We start from the raw sequence: 19515 nt of genomic DNA on the forward strand, positions 1-19515 counted from the left end.
TAGCCCGCTCAATGCCGCGTTTCTTTGCAGCGTCTCAGTTCGGTGCAGGCGGCGTCGAACTGCTCGTAGTACGCATCGATGAACGCTTCCTCGTCCGCTGCCATGTCGAGCAGCGCGGAGAGCACGCCGATCTGCTGCGCGCGGGCAAAGGCGGCGAGATCTTCGATCGCCGTCTCGTGCACGTCTTCCAGCGCATCGAGAGAACCCGCGTTCCTTACCGCGTAGTCGAGGGCCCACATGCAATAGATCGCATGCTCGGGCCGCGAGAGCGAGGCTTCGCCTTGCTCCGCCCTCTTCTCGATGATTTCGTCGCCTGCTTCCAGCAACCAGGTTTCCATGTCGTCCACATGGCCCATATCGTCCGCAGCGCTCATGGCGTCATTTGTCCTTCCTGTCGACGGCCAGGGACAGCGCGATGCCCAGCGCGAGCCCGATGCCGATTCCCATGCCGATGTTGTCCAGCACCAGGCCGATGGCAACGCCCACGGCCAAGCCCGCTCCGATGCCCAGGCTCTTGCTTTTCATCGGCGCAGTTTATTCACCGGTGCCGCGTGCAAGACGTATTCTTTGGCAACAAACCTTCAATGCCAGGGGCCATGACCACGCCGACCACACCACCCTCTTCTTCACCTTCTTCGTCCCCGCCCGGCCCCTCGCCCGAGGCGCTGGAGCGCATGCTGGCCGCGGGCCGCGACGGCGCGCTGCTGCGCATGAGCCTTGCGCTCGCGTATCACCGGCGGGAGGACGAGCAGACGGCCCTTGCCCACATCGAGAAGGCGCTGGCCTTCGATCCGGACTTCACGGCCGCAGGCCGGTTGCACGGGCTCATCGCGCTGGCCCTCGGCGACAACGCGACGGCCGGGGAGGCATTTGCGAAAGCGCTCGACGTGGCGAAGCGGCGCGGCGAACTTCAGCTGGTGAAGGAGCTCACCGTGCGCTTGCGGCGGCTGCGTCCCGAGGCACCGCGCCAGCCCTGAAACTCTAGAGCTCCTGCTCGGGAATGAACGGCGCCAGCAGGCGCAATCGCAGCCGCTGCCACGCGGTGGTTTCCGGTGGCACGTCGTAGACCGTCTGCTTGCCGTCGTCGTCTTCTTCCACCCATTCGACGCTCTGGCCGGCGGCATCGAGGCGCAGGGTGTAGGCGCTGCCCGCATCCGCGAAGCTCTCCAGCTGCTGCGCCATTTCCTCGCTCTGGATGATCAGGCCCAGCTCGGTGTTGAGCTTGGCCGAGCGCGGGTCCAGGTTCATCGAGCCGAGGAACACCTCCTTGTGGTCCAGGATCGCGTTCTTCATGTGCAGCGCGCCGGTGCGGTGGCCGAAGATGCCGAGCTTGCGGCGCTTGACGCTCAGCGACGGGCTGATCTCGTAGATGGTGACGCCCGCGGCCAGCAGTTCCTTGATGTGCGGCCAGTAGCCCACGTAGACCCAGGGCTCGTCGGTCGATGCGAGCGAGTTGGTCACCAGCTCCACGCCCAGGCCCGCCTTGCGCGCCCGCACGAGATTGGCCACGGCCTCGTCGCTCGGCACGAAATACGGCGACACCATCTTGATGTTCTTGTCGGCGCCCATGAGCCAGTGGATGACGCCCTCGGTGACGGTGCCCTTGATCGAGCCTTCGCGCTCGTTGAGCCCCTCTGTCTTGGTCAGCGGATCGAACAGCACCCGCGCGTTGGCCCACAGCAGCGGGCTCAAGCGGCCGTTCGCCAGCTCGAAGGGCAGGTTGAGCATGGGCACGATCGCAAGCGGCACGAGGGCCGGTTCGCCGTCGCTCGGATGGGCCGGCCTGCCGTCCTGCGGCATCTCGCTCGCCTGGGGCGGCCTGGCGCTCGCGGTCTGGCGCTCGAAGTTGTCCTGCAGCTGCGCGCGATTCAATGCGCTGTGCGCGATGCGCTCCAGCGGGTAGACCACCTCGCTGTTCCAGTAGTGGTCGAACTCGGCGGACAGGTCGCGCACCACCGGCCCGGCCACGAAGGTGTCCATGTCGATGAAGTTGCTGCCCTCGGCATTCATCACGTACTCGTCGGCCATGTTGCGGCCACCGGCCACGGCGGCCGCGTTGTCCGCGACGAAGAGCTTGTTGTGCATGCGCCGGTTCACGCGGCGAAAGTCCAGGCCGGAGCTGATGAAGCGGGTGAGCTGGCTGCCGCGCCCGCCGGGGAACGGGTTGAACAGGCGCACCTGGACGTTGGGGTAGCTGGCAAGGCCCAGCAACAGGTCGTCTTCGCCGGAGGTGTAGAGGTCGTCCACCAGCAGGCGCACGCGAACGCCGCGCGCCGCGGCATCGCGCATCGCGCGCATCAAGGTGCGGCCGGTGTTGTCGCCCGGCAGGAGGTAGTACTGCACATCGAGGCTGCGGGTGGCCAGCCTGGCCAGCGCGATGCGCGTGGCGAACGAATTGGGGCCGTAGGGCTGCAGGCGAAAGCCCGAGCGGCCGTCGGTGGGGAGCACCTTTTGCGTGAGGGTGGCCAGCGGCGTCTGCGCGTAGTCGCCGATGGCCTCGGTCGGCGGGGCGGCGATTTGCGGAGGCAGGCTGGCGCACGCTGCGAGTGTGACCGCAAAAATCAGGGCGAGGGTCGAGCGAAACACGGACCGGGCGGGGATACGCGGCAAGGCCATTTCGCAGCCTGCTCTGCGGGCACATGAGAGGAAATCCAGAAGCATTTTGATCGTCATACTTTTTTCTTTCCTGGGCCGCGATCGCGAGCTACGCGGCCGCCTCGAAGAAGGCCAGCTTTCGGGTTCGAGGCAGTGCTTTGACCTGGATTTCCGCCCGCAATGCGGCCCCCTTGTCCGGATAGACGCGGGCGGCAAGCACGCGCAACGGAGGACGCGCCCGTGTGAACTTGGCGCCCAGCCCGAAGACGTGCTGGAAAAAGCGCTGCTCCACATCGAGCGCGATCCCCGCGTAGTACACGCCGCCTTCGCACTCCAGGAGATAGAGCCAATACGGTGTGGGCGTGGGCGCGGGCTGGGGGTCTGTCGGGGTTCGGGGCACGGCTGGATTGTGCAGCGACAATCCCGCCATGGCTCAAGGCAAACGCATCTCGGCAGACATCGATGGCGACGCCCTCCAGGCGATCAGGCACATGGGGGCGCAGGCCAAGCTGGCGCGCACGCGTGCCGGCGAAGGCCAGTCGGCCGCCGCTGCACGATTGGGTGTGCACGTGCAGACGATCGCGCGCATCGAATCGGGCGAGCCGGGCGTTGCCATCGGGCACGTGCTGGGCATGCTGGCGCTCTATGGCATCGCGACGAAACTGCAGGTTGCGGACGACGACCAGTCTGCCTCGTGAACCGACAGGCGCGACAGACGCGTCATGCGGGCGCGGGCCCTCGCAACGGAGAAGCGACATGAAGATTGAAGTCCGTCGGCAAGCGTGTTGCGCACAGGACGACCAGATGGGGCCGCTGGCGCAGACGTTCGAGATACCCGATCGATGCAGCATCGAAGACCTGGTGAATGCCGTCGTGGCTTCGCGCTTCCTGCAGTACTCGTCGACCCATACGGCGTTGCACTGCCGCATCGCGGGCAAGGAGGTGGCTGTTGTCTTCAGCCCCTATGAGGTGCCTGCGCGGGAGCCGCTCTTCGTCGTTGCCTCGGACGCTGCGGTTCAAAGTATTGCGACAACGGATTGCGAGGTCGAGTTCGTTTTCGAACGCACTTGAGCTACGGCCGACCCATGGTTCTACCCCGGACCCAAGGCCCGAACCTCCCGCCCCAGCGCCCCATAGAGCCACTCGCGGTCATGCAGCAGGCCGCCGCCATCGCCGTTGCCCATCTTGAGCGCTGAAAGCCGTTGCCCGGTGGCTGGGCCCAGGAAGACGATTCCCTCCTCTGGCGCGAGCACTGCCAGTGCTTCGCCGGCCATGACCGGGCGCCCGCGGATTCCGCCTTCGCATGCAGCCTGCCACGCACTCTCGAGCGAGAGCCTGGTCTTGAAAAAGGAGCGTTTGCTCTGCATCACCGCGCAGCGAACGCGTCCCGCATTCGTGCCGAAATAGATGCGATCGCCCGAGACCTGCAGTTGCCCGTCGATGGCTTCCTTGTCTTCCAGGTCCAGCCTTGCAAGCAACTCGCCGCTATGCAGTGAATAGGCGCGCAGCGATCCGCGGGCGCCGATCAGAACGGTCTGGTCCTGCACGACCGGATGGAACATCCACTCCGCGCTGTCGACGGCCCAGAGCGGGTGTCCGCTCGAGGCGTCCACGCAATGGAGGCGAACGCCCGCGCCCTTCGCAAGCACCGTCGCGTGAACGACGCGCCCGTGGTTCGCGGCAAGGGCATAGCTGTGGCCCTGGTTCTCGAAAGCCCAGACGATCGAGCCCGTGCGCACGTCGAGGCACCATGTCTTGGACGCGCCGCCGCCGGTTTCCGCGACAACGAGCCGGTCGTTGTCGACGAGGCAAGCCCTGCCCATGTTGCGATCGCCGCATCGTCCGTCCCACAGCTTCTCGCCGGTGCGATCGAAGGCGTGGACCATTCCGGAAAAGCTGCTGACGTACACGGAGCCATCCGATGCCGGCACGGGCTCACTGATCACGTGGGGAATGGTGGCGCGCCAGCGTTCCTCGCCCGTCGTCCGGTCGAGCGCGACGAGCGTGCTCTCGTAGAAATCCGCCTTGTCGTAGTGAAAGGCGACCAGCACCGTTTCGGCGCTTGCGACCGGGGCTCTTGCGCCGACCTGGCGTTCTTTCGGCAGGCGATAGGACCAATTCAGTTTCATGCGCGCGTTCTCGCGGGTTGCGTTCGGGAGCCTGGCGAATTCTGCTAGCGCCGGAGAGCTTCCTCATCGATCGTCTCCACCAGTTCCCGAAGCCACGACCGATGGCCTTTGAAAGTGTCGAGCCGTTCCTCGGCTTCTTCTCTCGCCGCCAAGTGTCGATCCAGAAATCGAAACCCCACCGAGGCCGCGGCGCGTTGAAGTTCGTCGCCGGGCAGATCGCATTCGTACAGGAAGTCGAAGCGAGTTGCCCAGAACCCTTGCTCGGTCCTGGCGATGCGTTCGAATTCATCGGGGGTCTCGATGCTGAACTCGATGAACGCCAGGCCATCGGATTCTTCCCGCACGCCGAAGACCGTGTCGCCGCTGTCCCACAGCGGAATCAATGGCGGGCCGGCTGGCGCATCGGCGCCGTGATAAACGTAGAACGCGGGCCCGAGACAACTCGCCCTGAACGCCTCGTGAACGCATTCGCCGGCCGCCAGCCGCACCAAGGGCGCGGACAGGCCAAGCCGCTGCAGTTCTGCCATCCGCTGCGCCTGCGCGATCACTGCCATGGAATCCTCCTCTGTCATGGGGCCGTGGATATTCTGATGCTAGGCTGCGTGCACTCTCTCACACACACGCACAGGAGTTCGGCAATGGGCACGTGGTCTGCGGAAAGCTTTGGCAATGACGATGCGCTGGATTGGTTTGGCGAGTTGCAGGAGGCGCCCAGCGCGCTGCCGTTCATCGAGGAGACATTGACCTCGGGCTCGACGGAAAGCGTCGTCGCGGCCGGCGCGGTGCTCGCCGTGCTCAGCGGGAAGGACGGCGGCGACGTCCATCCGGATGTCGTCGCATGGTGCGCCGAAAAGGCCGCCCCGCCGGCCTCGCTGAAGCAAGCCGCGATCGATGCGATCCAGGCCATCATCGACGACCCCGAAGCGGATGGGCACGACACGTGGGCGGAGTTGGGCGAAGACGATGAAGACTACCTTGCGTGGCTGTCGAATCTGAGGAGCATTCAGGCCCGGCTTCGATAAGAGACAGGGCGCCGCGTCTCAGCGCCCGCACAAGCGGCGGAGCCACCGACACGCGCTAGCGCTTGAACAGCTTGTAGGCCCCGAACGCCAGCAACGCGATGGCGAAGCACAGCATGCCTGCGGATTTTCCGGCCGAGTAGCCGGCTTCGGCGCCGGCAGCGGCTTGCGGAAGATTCATCCAGCGGGTCACCGCCCATCCACCCCACACGACGGCGATCACGCCCTGGACCTTGTTCCCCATGAATGCGCTCCTTTGATCTGGAGGGCGATGATATCCATCGGAAGCCTCGCCGAGATCACGCGCCTCACCCCTACGGCCGGTGCGACGCGACGCGAACCCTGCGATTCACGACGATCTTGTTACTCCCACTCCGCGCGCTTGCCCGAATAGATTTGCCATCACGCCACGCGGCGTACGCGCACTTCCCTCAACGCAACTGAACGGAGCACACACCATGATCGACATCATTCACAGGGTCGGAATCAAGGCCCCCGCCTCGAAGGTCTACGCCGCCATCTCGAGCGTCGAGGGTGCCGCGGGCTGGTGGACGAAAGAGACCACCGGCGACGCCCGGCCCGGCGGCAACATCGCCTTCGAATTCAGCACGCCGGACGGCGAAAAGATCGGCGGCTTCGGCATGGACGTGCTGGCGCTGGAGCCCGGCAAGAAGGTGCACTGGCGCGTGAAGACGGGCCCCGAGGAATGGATCGGCACCGACGTCGTCTTCGACCTGGCCGAGGATGGCGAATACACCATCGTCCGCTTCGGCCACACGAACTGGCGCGAGGCCGTCGAGTTCACCGCGCACTGCAGCAGGAAGTGGGCCGTGTTCCTGCTGAGCCTGCGGGACCTGGTGGAAACCGGCAAGGGCCGGCCCGCGCCCGACGACGTGCAGATCGGCAACTGGCATTGAAGACCTCACCGTCGAAAGGACACGAAAAATGAACCAGCCCTACACCGGCGGTTGCGCGTGCGGCGCGATCCGCTACGAGATCTCCGGCGAGCCGGTTTTCCAGAACGACTGCCAGTGCCGCGACTGCCAGCGCAAGAGCGGCACCGGCCACGGCTCGTACCTCACCTTTCCGCGCGGCGGCGTGAAGCACAGCGGCGAGGCCACGCTGTGGGACCTGGTCGGCGACAGCGGCAACGTGAAGACCCGCGCCTTCTGCCCCGCCTGCGGATCGCCCGTGTACATGACCTTCGCCGCGATGCCCGACGTGTTCACCGTGCATGCCGCGAGCCTGGACGACCCGGGCCGCTATCGGCCGCAGGCGGTCACCTACGGCGTGCGCGGACACGCATGGGATTTTCTGGACCCGGCGCTGCCGAAGTTCGACAGGATGCCGCCGATGTGAAGTCGCCCCGGACCTGTCGGCCTGTCCACCTATCGCATGTGCGCCAGGTCCCGCAGGTCCGAACGGATCGCCGCGCGGTCCGCGCCGTGCAGCGGCAGGCTCGCGAACAGCTCCAGGCGCCGGCGCAGCACGAACATCATCTGGATGGCCGCGCGCACCGCGTCTTCGGGATTGCCGATCGCGGCAATGTCGGGGAAGGCCCACAGCGCCGAATCGGGCTGGCCCGGCCATCGCGGCTGGGAAGGAAGCGTCGATTCGTCCAGGGTGATGACGAACTCCGCGCGCGGGGCGCCCGATGCGGTCAGCTCATCCCAGCTGCGTGCTGGCGCATCGGGCGGCGCAATGCCTGCGTTGTCGAGCGCGGCGACGGCGGCGGGATGGAGGTTCGCGGCGATCTTTCCCGGCTGGCCGCACGAGAGCACCGTGAACCGGCTCCCGCCCAGATGCGCGAGGCTGGCATGCGCCAGTCTGCTGCGAAGGGAATTGCGTCGCGAGACGAAGGTAACCACGATGCCTCTTGCCATGGATTCCAGTCTAGAACGAAGAGGTGCCGATCGCACGCGACGACACCCATCGGCCCGATGCCGACGATGGCTCTTTCGTGACACGGGCGGCACCGCGAAATGCCGGCCTTCCACGCCTTCCGAAAGCCATGTCTTTTGGCGTGCTCAGGCCGACGCCTTTGCAGTGGGGTCGCCGAACAGGCGATTGAGTTCGACAGCCTCCGTCGCGAGGCGCGAGACCGTCGCCTCGCGCAGCGGCGTGTCTTGCCTGAGTTCGAGCGTCGCCATTTCGTACGTGCCACCGGGCTTCAGGCGCGGCTCGATGTGCTTGAGCCTCTGGCCTCGCCAGAACCCGAAGAGCACGCGGTCGGGTTCCGCCCGTATCAGGAGCACCGGGCCGGTGTGGAAGCCGACGATGTGGCCCCACTTGAGCCGCTCTTGCAGTTCGGGCGCAGCCTCGCGGACGGCGCGCCGCAATGCGGCGGCGTAGTCTCGCTGCCAGCCGCCCAGGCACGCGATGTATTCGTCCGGGGTCGTCGCGGAGGTCAGGATCATCTTCATGGGGATTGCTTCGCTTTTTCGGGGGCCGCCGTGCGTCCCGGCGCTGCGGCCTTGCCGTCGTTCATGAGTTGAGCTTCGATCGCCGCCTTGTCGATGACGGACCAGACGTTCGCAATCCGTTCGTCCAGGAATTCATAGAACACGTTCTCGGTGAAAGAGACTCGCCGGCCGTTCACCGGCAGCCCGAGAAACACGCCCTTCGGGGAGCAGTCGAACCGCAACCGGCTGGCGATATGCGGCGGCTCGGCGATGAGCAAGCGGATGTCGAAATGCAGATCGGGGATCTCGTCGCAATCCCTCTCCAGCATCTGGCGATAGCCGGACAGGCCGATGCGCCGGCCGTTGTAATGAACCTCGGCGTGAACGAACCTGCCAAGACCCGGCCAGTCCCGCGCATTCAGGCAGGCGATGTAGCTTCGATAGATGCGGGGGAGATCCGTCCCGGTCATGCCGATTCCTTTCCTCGAACGAGCGCGCGGCGCAAGAATGGCCGATTGCGGCCGACCGGGCAAGTGCGATGGCCCGCGCGCAGCCGGCCCCGCCCCCGATGCGGCATACTCCCACCCCCCAAACACGCCACGAACCCACCCGCATGGACAAGGAAGTCGACCCCCACGTACTCGCCGTCATCGATGAGATGCGACTCTCAGGACCCCGGCTCACGCCGGTCGAGATCGTCGCCAAGATGGGGGTGTTCGACGCGCGGGAAAAGCCGTTCGACCAGGCCTGGCTGGCAACGGGCGACAACGTCATTGCGACCGTCTGGGCGGAATACGTGAGCGTGGGCGCCGGCGGGCGCTGGTTCTGCCTCGAATCGCTCGATACGCAACATCGCCCCGGCGGCGGCACGCGCAGCCCCTTCCAGGTCCAGCGCGCGAAGGACCGCCTGGCCTTGCTCAAGCGGACCTTCGATGCGGACCAGGGCTTCCGGGCCGTGCTGCAGACCAACCGGGTCGCCATCGCCGAGCTGGAGAGCAACAAAGCCGCGAAGGTGTCCACACGCGTGCGCGACGATGCCGAGTGGCACGTCGCCAGCTGGGAGCCGGAGCAGCAGCTTGCGGTGCTGGTGCGCGGCGCGCGCGGCTGGACGCCCGACGAGGCGGAAGTGAAGGCCGCCGCGACGCGGGGCAGCGTGCCGGTCGTGGCCGAGGCCGAGCCGGACGTCGCGGCCCCGCCCCCGCCGGCTTCGCGCGAAGAAGTCCAGGCCGCCGCGATGGACTACGTGATGCGCCACTTCAAGGGCTACGGCTACAACGCCGAGGACCTCACCGGCAAGAACATCGGCTACGGCATCGAGGTGTCGAACGCGAAGGGCGCGACGCTTCTGCGCGTCGTGGTGAAGGGCACCTCCACCGGGTCGCCCAAGTTCCAGCTCACGGGCGAGGAACAGGCATGCTCGGTGCGCGAGCCGCTCTGGCGGCTGCTGGTGGTTGCCGACGCAGGCAGCCCGATCGCGCAGCACAAGATCTACAAGGCCTCCGAGATGAGCCAGGCGCCCGGGTTCGAAGCGCAAGGCTGACGCGCCCGTGTCGTTCCTTCTCTCGCTGGTGCTGCCGGTCGCCGTGTGCCTGCTGCTGGTCGGCATCACCGCCGCGCTCTGGTGGGGCAAGTTGCACAAGCCATGGGCCTACGTGACCTTCGCCTTGCTTGCGGTGCTCGGTCTGCATCGCGTTCTTCAGGCGGGTGTGGAATTCATCCGGCTCTTCACGCGGGGCGGTTACTTTATCGAGTACCAGAATACGGTGGACCTCGTACAGATGGCCGAGCGCGCGCTCACCACCGAAGCGCTGCTGGTCTCGTCAGTCCTGGCAATTGCGGGCTGGCTTCTTCTGCGCTGGCTGCGGGCGCTGCTGTCACGCTGATCGATCGGCGCCTCGCTCCAGGCGCTCGCTCAAAGGGTCTCCCAGACCTGCACCAGTCCGAGCAGGTGCACGAGGCCGAACACGAGGCACACGGCCGAGCTCCACACCCAGAAGGCGCTCAGGCGCCGCCGGTCGAACACGAACAGCGCCACGGCAACGAGCCCCCCGCACCAGATAGACGGCGGTGATCGCGGGCAGCACGAAAGCCAGCAATGGCAAGGGCTGCAACACACCGGCACCGGAGAGCGCATAGGCGGCCCAGGTCGCCAGCACGCAGGCGATCAGCAGCGTGAGGATGGGCGGATACCAGTGCCCGGCCGCCGCCCCCGCCGCCATGCGCTCGCCCGCGCCGAAGAAGCGGTACCACGCGGGTCCGCCGAAGATGACGCAGATGTGCAGCAGCGCGGCGAGGGCGCTGAGCGCAGCGCCGACGATCAGGGGAATGTTGGGCGTCATGCGGCCTTGGCCTTTCGGATGTGCTCGCGCGCACGCACGGTATTGCGCGTCGGGCCGAAGGCGCCCAGGCGCACGGGAAGGCGACCGAGGGCTTCGACGCGCTCCACCCACTCCGGCGCGGTGGCGATGGGGTGCGGTTCATAAAGGGGCTGCGCGTCTTGCAGCAATTGGGTCAATGCGTGCTGGTGATCGAGGTCTGGCTCGTCGCTGAACGGCAGCGATGAAATGTGGGTGCCGCCAGCAGTGCGATAGCCGGTGCACCATCGCAGGCCCGCGCCTTCGACGGCATCGAGGTGACTCACCACCAACCCGTCGAGCGGCCCGGCCGCTGCGAGCCCATGGCGCAGCAGCACCGCATCGGGATGGCCGCGCCGGAACGCACCCTGCCAGCCTTCGTCGGCGTTGTGCGGTTCGGCGAATCGCGCGTCCAGGGCGCGATCGTGCGTGGGCAATGGGCCCGGGCCGTGGCGCGTGAGGTAGCTGCGCAGCACGCCCAGGTGCTGCACGGGCGCGTCGATGCCCGCGTCATGCAGCACGGCTTCGACGGCGGCCGTGGAGATCGTGCTCCACGTGGTGTGCGGATGAAAACCCCGCCATTCGTCGAGCAGCACGCCCTGCGCGCCTTCGAACAGCACGGTGCCGGAACGCGCGAGCCTCGCACCGATGGCGTCGGCGCCTGCAGGCGGCGACAGGCGGACACAGGGCGCTGCGGCGTCGAGCCAACGCTGGGCGAGCGAGGCATCGCCGAGCAATGCTCGCTCCTGCGCGGCCTCGGGGTGCGATGGCGCCATGCCTGCGAACTCGCGGCGCAATGCCACGCGCGAAGCCTCCAGCTTTTCGAGCGCGTGCGCACGATGCATGAGGTCGCCGTAGCGCAACGCATCGGCGGGCGCAGCCAGCGCCTGCCGCACCGTCTCGCCGACACCCACACCGCAAGTGCCATGCGCCGCCGCGCCCCTGGCCCATTCGCGCAGCCGGCCCGCGGCCTGGTGGAACGGCGTGGTCACGCGGCAGCGCGCATCGATCATGAGACGCGCAAAGGCATCGGTCACGCCCACCCGGCGCAGCGCTTCTTCTTCGACGCGCAGTGCCGTCGGGTGCACCACCACCGCGCTCGCGAGCACGGTCGCCACGCCCGCATGAAAACTGCCGGCGCCGAATTGAGAAAAGGTGTGGTGCCGGCCGTCGGCCAGCACCACGTTGTGGCCGGCCTGCGCGCCGCCGTTGAAGCGCACCACCGTGTGCGCCTGCCACGCGCCGCACAGGTGGTCGGTGAAGAGGCCCTTGCCGCAGTCCCCGAAGCCCAGGCCCAGCAGCGAGACGTAGCGCGTGGCCGCGGCGGTGGTCACACGGTGTTCAGCCGAACAGCCGCTTCCACCACGACGACCGCGGCCCGCTGGCGGCCGGCGGCGCGCGGCGCGGCGCGGTCGGGTCGAGCAGCGCGGCGTACGCATCGAGCGCGTGCAGCACGCCGCCGACACGCTCCTTGGCCATGCCGGTCGCGCCCATCACCTTGGCCAGGCCGTCCAGGTTGGGCACGGCCTTCTCGGTGAGTGCGACGATGCCGGCCGCCACGGCGCAGGCGTCGTCGGGCGAATCCATGCAGATGACGTGATCGCCGAGCAGTTCGCGCCAGCGCGGCTCGCAGCGGCGGCGGCGCTGGGCGTCGGGAATCAGGAAGAACAGGTTCGTGGTCTCGGCCGCGGCGGCGATGACTTCCTCGATGGGAATGTCCTCGTCGAGCTTCTCGCCGATGAGGCCTTCGATCTGGTGGCGCGAGACGGCGGGGTACGGCAGTTCGTCGCCGGTCACGAACAGGTAGCCGCGCTTCTTTCGCTTGACCCAGCAGTCCATGTCGGTGTGCTGCGCCATCACGTAGAAGGCCAGTTCGTAGCTCTCTTCGCCGCTGCCGCCACCGCCGCCTTCCAGGTAGCTCCAGGTGAGCCACTGGTCCATGAGGTTGGCGGTCGATTCGAACTGGCCGACCTGCAGCGGTGCACGGTCGGAAGTCGCATCGCCGATGGCCATGAACAGGAGCTGGGGGTCGGCCACGCCGCAGTCCGTCAGGAGTTTCATGAAGGTCGGCAGCTCACGGCGCGCGAGGGTCTGCGGAATGTCGCCCATGGAGCCTGTGACGTCGAGCGCGAACACGATGCCCAGCGAGTTGGGGTGGTCGGCGTTGTCGCGCGATTCGCGCACCTTCAGCCCCTGAGGGTTCATCAGCGCATGCGTGGCCGTTTGCGTGAACACCTCGGCGCCGGGCTTGGCGGCGCGGTCGGCGATCAGCGCCGTGTGGGCGGCGTGCGAGTAGTTTCCGTAACCCATGAATGGCTCCTTGGCGTGTCAGGCGCCGACGCGCGGCGCGGGATCGAAATGAACGAACTGCGGTGCGCCGAAGGCTTCGCGCGATGCGGCCGACAGCGCCTGCTCGATGCCCTGCGCGCCGAGGCGTTCGCAGAAGGCGGTGTCTTCGCTGCACTGGCGCAGCAGTGCGGCCAGCGGTGCGGGCGTGTGTGTACCGAAGCCAGGGTCGCCAGCCGCGCCGCCGTGCAGCACTGCGCGCACGGTCCACGCGGCCTGCGCGAGGTCACGCGCCGCGGCGGCCGCATGCGCGGCGCCCGAGGCCTGCCGCGCCTGCGACCAGCCGACGATCAGCACGCCATGGTCACGCGGATGCACGAGCGCATGCGCGGGCGAAAGATCGCGGTGCGCCCAGCCGGCGCCATGCACGAAGGCCAGCACCTCGAGCATGCGGCGCCAGATCCAGACGGCGTGGCGCGCGTCGATGCCTTGCGGGTTGGCCTGCTGCACGTCCTGCAGGCTGCCCCAGAAACCGGTCGGATGGCGCAGCACCAACGCCTGTCGCTTGCCATCGCCAAGGCCTTCGGTGATGCCGGTGCCCAAAGGCTGCGGCAGCCGGCGCGTGAAGTAGGCGGCGCCCGGAACGGAGAGACTTTGCAGTGCCTGCAGCACCGCGCCCTCGCGCAGCAGCACATCGTTGTCCGATGCCTCGCGCGCGAGTTTCAACGTGACGCGTTCGGGCACCGCGCCGAGCCGTTCGGCGAACAGCACTTCGCTGTGCTCGCCGAACCCCAGCGGCGCCAGCACGCGGTAGCGCGCGCCGCGCCATTGCACGATGCGTCCGCCTGCGACGTCTGCGACGCCTGCATTGGCACGCCGCAAGGCCGCGCGAAAGCTCTCGCGCTCCACCGTTTCCTCGCCGCGCGTGATGGTCGCGCCGCAGTAGCTGCAGTTGACGGTGCGCCACCGTGCGGCGCGCGGCAGCGGCGCGGAGCATTGCGGGCAGCTCAGTGCGAGCAGCGACAGCATGGTCGTGCCCGGCTAGTCTTCGCCCGACGCCGTGGGGTCGGGCGAGGCCAGCACGCGGTCGATGCGGCGGCCTTCGAGCGCGGCGATCTCGAAGATCCATCCCGCGCATTCGATGCGCTCGCTCACCGCGGGCAGACGGCCCGACACCGACATCAAAAGGCCCGCCACCGTGTTGTAGCGGCCGCGCTCTTCTTCGGGCAGTTCGCGGATGCCCAGGCGCGCGCGCAGCTCCGACACGGGCATGAGGCCGTCCAGCTCCCACACGCCATCGGGCCGCTCGCGCGCCCAGGCGTCGGTCTGCATGCCGGGCTGCAGTTCGCCGGTGATGGCTTCGAGCAGGTCGCGCGGGGTCATGAGGCCCTGCACCACGCCGTATTCGTCGACCACGAACACCAGTCGGCCGGCGCGGGCACGGAACTGCTCCAGCAGCTCCATGCCGGTGAGCGTCTCGGGCACGAACACGGCGGGCGTGGCCTCCTGGCCGAGCACGCCCTTGTGGGCGGAACCCAGGCGCAGCAGGTGCGCCACGCTGATCACGCCGACCACGTCGTCCAGCGAATTGCGGCAGACGGGATACCAGGAATGCACGAGGTTGAGCGCTGCCGCATCGGCCACCTTCTGCAGCGCCTGCGTCACGGTGTTGGAGGCGTCGAGCCATTCGATGTCGGCGCGCGGGATCATCAGCGACGACAGGCGACGGTCGTCCAGGTGGAACACGTTGCGCACCATCTGGTGCTCATGCTGCTCGATGACGCCGGCGTCAACGCCTTCCTCCAGGCTGGCAGAGATTTCTTCTTCGGTCACCGAGCGCGCCGCATTGGCGTCGATGCGCAGCACCTTGAGCATGGTGGCCGTGGCGCCGGCCAGCAGCCACACGAAGGGCTTGGCGCCCTTGGCCAGGCCACGCATCGGGCGCGACACCCAGCGCGCCACCGGCTCGGGGTAGAGCTGGCCGATGCGCTTGGGCACCAGCTCGCCGAAGATGATCGTGAAGAAGGTGATGCAGGTCACCACCACCGCGGTGGAGGCGATGCTGGCGGTGCCCGCGCCCATGCCCACGCTTTCCATCCACACCGCCAGCGGCGCGGCGAAGGCGGCCTCGCCGACGATGCCGCTCAGCATGCCGATCGAGGTGATGCCGATCTGCACGGTCGAGAGGAACTGGGTGGGCGCCTCCATCAGTTTCAGCGCGGCGGCCGCGCCGGTGTCCCCCGTTTCGGCCAGGGCTGCGAGGCGTGCGCGCCGGCTGGTTGAAAGGGCCATTTCGGACATTGCGAACACCGCATTGAGGGTGGTCAGCAAGGCCAGCAGGAAGACATCCATGAACAGGGGGAGAGAATGAAGGAATGGCACTTTACTGTATCGGCGACGTGCAGGGCTGCGACCCTGCCCTCGGGCGGCTGCTCGGCGAGATCGATTTCTCCCCCAGCCGCGACACCCTCGTTCTGCTCGGCGACCTGGTCAACCGGGGGCCGGACTCGGCCGCCGTGCTGCGGCGCGTGCAGGGCTACGGCGCCTCGGCGCTGAGCCTCCTGGGCAACCACGACCTGCACCTGCTGGGCGTGGCGCACGGCGCGCGCAAGGCCGGCCGCAAGGACACGCTGGCCGACCTTTTGGCAGCGCCCGACAGCCAGGCGCTGCTCGACTGGGTGCGCAACCAGCACATGGCGCTGCACATGCAGGTCGGTGGCGGCGACCTGCTCATGGTCCACGCGGGCGTGCTGCCGCAATGGACGGTGGGCGACACGCTCGCGCTGGCCTCGGAGGTCGAATCGGTGCTGCGCGGCCCGGCGCTGGGCGATTTCCTGCTCACCATGTACGGCGACGAGCCGGCGCAATGGCGCGACACGCTCACCGGCAGCGCGCGCCTGCGCGTGATCGTCAACGCGCTCACGCGCCTTCGCTACTGCACGCCCGAGGGCCAGATGGAGTTCGAGACCAAGGACGGCGCGATCCCCGCCCCCGAAGGCCTCTTGCCGTGGTTCGACGTGCCGGGACGCAAGACCGCCGCGGCCACCGTCGCCTTCGGCCACTGGTCCACGCTCGGCTGGCTCTCCCGGCCCGACCTGCTCTCGACCGACACGGGCTGCGTGTGGGGCGGGTGCCTGAGCGCGGTGCGCATCGGCGCGACGCTGGACGCGCGCGAGCTGATCCAGGTGAAGTGCGAAGCGGCGCAGAAGCCCGGCAAGCAGGCCTGACGAACGCCCGCGCTGTCGGGAGTCAGAGCCCGTGCGTCATCAGCGCGTAGACCGTCTGCACGCCGGTCACGTAGTTGCCCATGCGCAGGTTCTCGTTCGCGGCATGCTGGTTGTTGTCGGCGTTCACGAGCGGAATGATCGCGAAGGGCACCTGCAGCACGCGCACGATCTCCGCCGTCGGCACGGTGCCGCCCATCATGCGGATGCGCACGGGCGCGGGCGTGGCGCCGAAGGTGTCGGTCAGCGCCTTGTAGGCCCACTGCCCGATCGGTGAATTGATCGGCGAGCCCGCCGCGTCGGCGCCCTCGCTGCGGTACGAGAAGCTGGCGATCTTGTCGTAGCGGGCGCGCTCCTCGTCCGTCGGTGCGCCCTTCACGAGGTGGTAGCCCTGCTTGACGATGTGCGCCTCGATCAGCTTGCCGAGGTAGGGCGCGTCGGAGTCGGGCGTGGTGCGCAGGTCCATCTCGGCCTCGGCCTTGTCGGGAACGATGTTCGCCACCTTGTCGCCCACGGCCGCCGAGGCCATGCCGCGCACGTTCAGCGAGGGGTACTGCATCGCCTCCTGGTAGTTGGCGCCGACCCGGTCGGTGCGCGCGATGCCCAGGCGCCGCTTGAGCGCCACCTCGTCGTCGGGCACGGCGGCCATGATCTTGCGGTCGGCCTCGCCGATCTTCACGCGGTCGTAGTAGCCGGGAACGGTCACCCGCCCCGTGTCGTCCTTCATCGAGGCCAGCAGGCTGGCCAGGCGCTGCGCCGGGTTGGGCGCGTAGTTGCCGTAGTGCCCGCTGTGCAGCGGCACCTTGGCGCCGTACACGGTGAGCCGGGCATCGGCCGCGCCGCGGTTGCCGAACACCAGCGTGGGCCGGTTGGTCGCGTGCATGGGGCCGTCGTGGATCACGATGGCATCGCTGCGCAAGAGTTCGCGGTGCGCCTGCATGACCTGGCTGATCGAGGGTGATCCCTTTTCTTCCTCGCTGTCCAGGATCACCTTGACGTTGACCGCCGGCTGTCCGCCCCCTGCCTTCAGCGCATCGATGGCCGCCAGCAGCATCATGATCGGGCCCTTGTCGTCCGCCGAGGCCCGGCCGAACACGCGCCACTCGGGGTCGAGCGGGCCGCTGAAGAGCGGGGCCGAATCGATCTCTTCCCACTCGCCCTTGTCCGTCCTGCGCTTGAGCACGGGCGTCCACGGGCTCTTTTGCGCCCACTGCGCGGGAATGACCGGCTGGCCGTCCAGGTGCATGTAGAAGAGCACCGTCTTTCGCGCGGGGTCGCTGCCCGGGAACTCGGCGTAGAGCATCGGCTTGCCGTTGTTGGGCAGTTGCTGCGTCTTGAAGCCGCGCTTCTGGAAGGCCTGCTCGAGCCAGTCGACGTTCTTGCGGATGTCTTCCGCCACGGTGGCATCGTTGGGCAGGGCCAGCAGTTCGAAGTATTCGCGGTAGGTGGCCTGCGCATGGCGCTCGGCGAGGGCCGGCGAAAGTTCGGCCGACTCTGCAAGGCCGTGGCCCAAGAGGAGGAAGGCCGCGGGCACCAGTGCCATCAGGCGGCGAGGCGTTCGACGGGACGTTCGACGGGAAAGAGCGGGCGCGGAATCGATGGGCATGGGTTGGCAGTGCAGAGGGAGCAAGTGGAGAAGGGGTATCCGCGCAGCATAAAAAGCGGACACCTTTTCAACAATTGCTATTTTCTTGAGCTACCTTTGCATTTCCTGCAAACCTCGCGCGTCGCCCTCATCCCCTCTCACCCCCCTCACTCCCTTCACCCAGCCCATGCCAAGCCGCCGCCTCCAGGAAACCTCATTGCGCTACTTCCTCGAGGTGGCCCGCACCGGCTCGCTCACCGAGGCAGCCGCGCGGCTGAACGTCAGCATTTCGGCCGTGAGCCGCCAGGTGGCCACGCTGGAAGGGCTGCTCGGGGTGCCGCTCTTCGAGCGCCGCCCGCGCGGCATGGCGCCCAGCGCCGCGGGCGAGCTGCTGGCGGCGCACGCGCTGCGCGGCGCGCTGGAGGCCGAGCGCGTGCTCTCGGACATCCAGGCGCTGCAGGGCCCACTGAGCGGGCGGGTGCGCATCGCCTGCTCCTCGGGCTTTGCCAACGAGTTCCTGCCACGCACCATCGCGGCCTTTCGGGAGCAGTATCCGGGCGTGCGGTTCCGGCTCGATGCCACCGGCCCGACGCAGGTGAGCGACGCCGTGCTGCTCGGCGAGGCGGACATCGGCCTCACCTATAGCCGTGCGGCGGTGCGCGGCATCCGGGTCGAGCATCGCCAGCCGGCGTCGGTGTTCGCGATCATGCGGCCCGACCATGCGCTGGCGAAGTCGCGCAGCGTGACGCTCGCGCAGATGCATCCCTTTCCCATCGCGCTCAGCAGCCCCGAGAACACCGTGCGCCAGCTGTTCGACGTGGGGTGCAGCAACCGCGGCCTCGTGTTCGAGCCCGTGCTGGTGAGCAACCGCTTCGAGGCGCTCGCCAATTTCGTGCTGCATGGCGGCGGTCTTGCCATCACCGGAGAAATCACCGTGCGCGAACGCGTGCAGCGCGGCGAACTGCATGCGGCCGAAATCCGCGAGCCCGGCATGCGCGGGCGCGCGGTCGAACTGCAGACACTGGCCGACCGCACGCTGCCGGAGGTGGTGCGCACCTTCCTGGCCTTTCTGCGCGAGCAGTTGCCGGCACCGGGCGCGCGTACAGCGGCGAAGAAGGCGCCCGCCAGGAAACCGGCAAAGGCGCGCAAGGCCGCGTAGGCCCCGCTCTCAGTCCGCGCGCGGCAGCCGGAACTTGTCCAGCGCCATGCGCTGCCGCCCCTGCGCATCGAAGTTCTCCGGCGCGAGCCAGCGCTCGAATGCGGTGCGCAGCACCGGCCATTCGCTGTCGATGATCGAGAACCACGCCGTGTCGCGGCTGCGGCCCTTGTAGACGACCGCCTGCCGGAAGAGCCCCTCGTACTGGAACCCCAGCCGCGCGGCCGCGCGCTTGGACGGCTCGTTGAAGTTGTCGCACTTCCATTCGTAGCGCCGATAGCCCAGCTCGTCGAAGGCGAACTTCATCAGCAGGTACTGCGCTTCGGTGGACATCGGCGTCTGTTTCAGGAGCGGCGAGAAGGTAACGCTGCCCACCTCGATCGCGCCGTGCGCCGGGTCGATGCGCATCAGCGCGAGCGTGCCGACGGCGTGGCCGCTCTGGCGGTCGATGACCGCGAAGTGCATCGGATCGGCCGTCTGCGCGGCGCGTTCGAGGTGCGCGCGGGTCGCGGTCAGGTCGGCGGGCCGTTCGACGAAGAGATAGGTCCAGTCGCGGCCGTCGGGGGCCTGTGCATAAGCGGCGTAGAGGTCGTCGGCGTGCCTTGCCGCATCGAGCGGTTCGAGGCGGCAGTACCGGCCCTCGATGGCGCGGCGCGGCGGCAGGGCGCGCGGTGTCCAGCCGGGGACCTCGGGACCGATGGATTGACCGAATTCGTTGTGACGGGCGGGCATGAATGAAGAGTCTTTCAGGAGCGAAGAAGCGGC

27 protein-coding genes are annotated in these 19515 nt (G+C 67.9%); 10 read left to right on the forward strand and 17 right to left on the reverse strand.

What is annotated here, in order from left to right:
• Positions 1-8: 8 nt before the first annotated feature.
• On the reverse strand, positions 9-374 hold the full coding sequence (locus tag BM133_RS19620; RefSeq protein WP_143100158.1) for a hypothetical protein: 366 nt from the start codon (positions 372-374) through the stop codon (positions 9-11).
• Between the two features lie 4 nt (positions 375-378).
• A complete protein-coding gene (locus BM133_RS35200) occupies positions 379-525 on the reverse strand; it encodes a glycine zipper domain-containing protein (RefSeq protein WP_177224884.1) in 147 nt (48 codons plus the stop codon).
• Between the two features lie 71 nt (positions 526-596).
• Between BM133_RS35200 and BM133_RS19625 the strand changes: the two genes are divergently transcribed.
• Entirely contained in the window at positions 597-977 is a 381-nt protein-coding gene (locus BM133_RS19625; protein WP_256219273.1) for a hypothetical protein, read from the forward strand.
• A 4-nt stretch (positions 978-981) separates the two neighbouring features.
• On the opposite strand, the gene BM133_RS19630 is transcribed toward BM133_RS19625, so the two are convergent.
• Together BM133_RS19630 and BM133_RS19635 are read right to left on the reverse strand one after the other, a co-directional pair.
• Positions 982-2586 carry a phospholipase D family protein gene (locus BM133_RS19630; protein ID WP_256219274.1) on the reverse strand — a complete coding sequence of 535 codons (1605 nt, stop codon included), beginning with the start codon at positions 2584-2586 and terminating at the stop codon, positions 982-984.
• Positions 2587-2704: 118 nt separating this feature from the next.
• Positions 2705-2995 carry a GIY-YIG nuclease family protein gene (locus tag BM133_RS19635; protein WP_093438210.1) on the reverse strand — a complete coding sequence of 97 codons (291 nt, stop codon included), beginning with the start codon at positions 2993-2995 and terminating at the stop codon, positions 2705-2707.
• 28 nt (positions 2996-3023) lie between these two features.
• Between BM133_RS19635 and BM133_RS19640 the strand changes: the two genes are divergently transcribed.
• Together BM133_RS19640 and BM133_RS19645 are read left to right on the forward strand one after the other, a co-directional pair.
• The gene (locus BM133_RS19640; protein ID WP_093437328.1) at positions 3024-3293 is read left to right on the forward strand and encodes a helix-turn-helix domain-containing protein; all 270 of its coding nucleotides are present in this window, start codon (positions 3024-3026) and stop codon (positions 3291-3293) included.
• 58 nt (positions 3294-3351) lie between these two features.
• The gene (locus BM133_RS19645; protein WP_093437331.1) at positions 3352-3666 is read left to right on the forward strand and encodes a hypothetical protein; all 315 of its coding nucleotides are present in this window, start codon (positions 3352-3354) and stop codon (positions 3664-3666) included.
• Between the two features lie 20 nt (positions 3667-3686).
• Here BM133_RS19645 and BM133_RS19650 read toward each other — a convergent pair whose 3' ends face one another.
• Positions 3687-4724 (reverse strand): PQQ-binding-like beta-propeller repeat protein, encoded by a 1038-nt coding sequence (locus tag BM133_RS19650; RefSeq protein ID WP_093437333.1) that lies wholly within the window; start codon positions 4722-4724, stop codon positions 3687-3689.
• Positions 4725-4768: 44 nt separating this feature from the next.
• Positions 4769-5278, reverse strand: coding sequence for a hypothetical protein (locus BM133_RS35205; RefSeq protein ID WP_177224886.1), 510 nt, complete (start codon positions 5276-5278; stop codon positions 4769-4771).
• Between the two features lie 84 nt (positions 5279-5362).
• On the opposite strand from BM133_RS35205, the gene BM133_RS35210 reads away from it, so the two are divergent.
• On the forward strand, positions 5363-5746 hold the full coding sequence (locus BM133_RS35210) for a DUF4259 domain-containing protein (RefSeq protein ID WP_093437338.1): 384 nt from the start codon (positions 5363-5365) through the stop codon (positions 5744-5746).
• A gap of 55 nt (positions 5747-5801) precedes the next feature.
• On the opposite strand, the gene BM133_RS19665 is transcribed toward BM133_RS35210, so the two are convergent.
• On the reverse strand, positions 5802-5987 hold the full coding sequence (locus BM133_RS19665) for a hypothetical protein (protein WP_093437342.1): 186 nt from the start codon (positions 5985-5987) through the stop codon (positions 5802-5804).
• 214 nt (positions 5988-6201) lie between these two features.
• Between BM133_RS19665 and BM133_RS19670 the strand changes: the two genes are divergently transcribed.
• Together BM133_RS19670 and BM133_RS19675 are read left to right on the forward strand one after the other, a co-directional pair.
• Positions 6202-6660: an SRPBCC family protein gene (locus tag BM133_RS19670; protein WP_093437344.1), complete on the forward strand. Its 459-nt coding sequence runs from the start codon at positions 6202-6204 to the stop codon at positions 6658-6660.
• A gap of 28 nt (positions 6661-6688) precedes the next feature.
• A complete protein-coding gene (locus BM133_RS19675; protein WP_093437347.1) occupies positions 6689-7102 on the forward strand; it encodes a GFA family protein in 414 nt (137 codons plus the stop codon).
• Positions 7103-7131: 29 nt separating this feature from the next.
• On the opposite strand, the gene BM133_RS19680 is transcribed toward BM133_RS19675, so the two are convergent.
• The 3 genes from BM133_RS19680 to BM133_RS19690 form a co-directional block, all read right to left on the reverse strand.
• The gene (locus BM133_RS19680) at positions 7132-7626 is read right to left on the reverse strand and encodes a low molecular weight phosphatase family protein (RefSeq protein ID WP_093437349.1); all 495 of its coding nucleotides are present in this window, start codon (positions 7624-7626) and stop codon (positions 7132-7134) included.
• A 144-nt stretch (positions 7627-7770) separates the two neighbouring features.
• Positions 7771-8166 (reverse strand): DUF1801 domain-containing protein, encoded by a 396-nt coding sequence (locus BM133_RS19685; protein WP_093437352.1) that lies wholly within the window; start codon positions 8164-8166, stop codon positions 7771-7773.
• Entirely contained in the window at positions 8163-8615 is a 453-nt protein-coding gene (locus BM133_RS19690; protein ID WP_093437354.1) for an ester cyclase, read from the reverse strand. The genes BM133_RS19685 and BM133_RS19690 overlap by 4 nt, the downstream gene beginning before the upstream one ends.
• 143 nt (positions 8616-8758) lie before the next feature.
• On the opposite strand from BM133_RS19690, the gene BM133_RS19695 reads away from it, so the two are divergent.
• Positions 8759-9685 carry a DUF3883 domain-containing protein gene (locus BM133_RS19695; RefSeq protein ID WP_093437357.1) on the forward strand — a complete coding sequence of 309 codons (927 nt, stop codon included), beginning with the start codon at positions 8759-8761 and terminating at the stop codon, positions 9683-9685.
• A gap of 7 nt (positions 9686-9692) precedes the next feature.
• Positions 9693-10028 (forward strand): hypothetical protein, encoded by a 336-nt coding sequence (locus tag BM133_RS19700; RefSeq protein ID WP_093437360.1) that lies wholly within the window; start codon positions 9693-9695, stop codon positions 10026-10028.
• Here BM133_RS19700 and BM133_RS19705 read toward each other — a convergent pair.
• Genes BM133_RS19705 through BM133_RS19725 form a run of 5 tightly spaced genes read right to left on the reverse strand, consistent with a single transcriptional unit; the run spans position 10020 to position 15137 of the window.
• The gene (locus BM133_RS19705; protein ID WP_256219275.1) at positions 10020-10484 is read right to left on the reverse strand and encodes a hypothetical protein; all 465 of its coding nucleotides are present in this window, start codon (positions 10482-10484) and stop codon (positions 10020-10022) included. The two genes, BM133_RS19700 and BM133_RS19705, sit on opposite strands and share 9 nt — an antisense overlap.
• Entirely contained in the window at positions 10481-11833 is a 1353-nt protein-coding gene (locus tag BM133_RS19710) for an adenylosuccinate synthetase (RefSeq protein WP_093437362.1), read from the reverse strand. The genes BM133_RS19705 and BM133_RS19710 overlap by 4 nt, the downstream gene beginning before the upstream one ends.
• 7 nt (positions 11834-11840) lie before the next feature.
• Positions 11841-12809 carry a hypothetical protein gene (locus tag BM133_RS19715; protein ID WP_093437365.1) on the reverse strand — a complete coding sequence of 323 codons (969 nt, stop codon included), beginning with the start codon at positions 12807-12809 and terminating at the stop codon, positions 11841-11843.
• 18 nt (positions 12810-12827) lie between these two features.
• Positions 12828-13814: a protein kinase family protein gene (locus tag BM133_RS19720; RefSeq protein ID WP_093437367.1), complete on the reverse strand. Its 987-nt coding sequence runs from the start codon at positions 13812-13814 to the stop codon at positions 12828-12830.
• 12 nt (positions 13815-13826) lie between these two features.
• Entirely contained in the window at positions 13827-15137 is a 1311-nt protein-coding gene (locus BM133_RS19725; protein ID WP_093437370.1) for a hemolysin family protein, read from the reverse strand.
• 23 nt (positions 15138-15160) lie between these two features.
• Here BM133_RS19725 and BM133_RS19730 point away from each other — a divergent pair, with 23 nt between their 5' ends.
• The gene (locus tag BM133_RS19730) at positions 15161-16012 is read left to right on the forward strand and encodes a symmetrical bis(5'-nucleosyl)-tetraphosphatase (RefSeq protein WP_093437372.1); all 852 of its coding nucleotides are present in this window, start codon (positions 15161-15163) and stop codon (positions 16010-16012) included.
• Positions 16013-16034: 22 nt separating this feature from the next.
• Here the strand turns inward: BM133_RS19730 and BM133_RS19735 are convergent, their stop codons facing one another.
• Positions 16035-17552, reverse strand: coding sequence for a M20/M25/M40 family metallo-hydrolase (locus tag BM133_RS19735; RefSeq protein WP_371286348.1), 1518 nt, complete (start codon positions 17550-17552; stop codon positions 16035-16037).
• A 229-nt stretch (positions 17553-17781) separates the two neighbouring features.
• On the opposite strand from BM133_RS19735, the gene BM133_RS19740 reads away from it, so the two are divergent.
• A complete protein-coding gene (locus BM133_RS19740) occupies positions 17782-18753 on the forward strand; it encodes a LysR family transcriptional regulator (protein WP_093437377.1) in 972 nt (323 codons plus the stop codon).
• 9 nt (positions 18754-18762) lie between these two features.
• On the opposite strand, the gene BM133_RS19745 is transcribed toward BM133_RS19740, so the two are convergent.
• A complete protein-coding gene (locus BM133_RS19745) occupies positions 18763-19482 on the reverse strand; it encodes a GNAT family N-acetyltransferase (RefSeq protein ID WP_093437380.1) in 720 nt (239 codons plus the stop codon).
• Between the last annotated feature and the right edge of the window lie 33 nt (positions 19483-19515).

Origin of the sequence: Variovorax sp. 770b2, assembly GCF_900115685.1 — a bacterium.
Taxonomy (GTDB): domain Bacteria; phylum Pseudomonadota; class Gammaproteobacteria; order Burkholderiales; family Burkholderiaceae_C; genus Variovorax.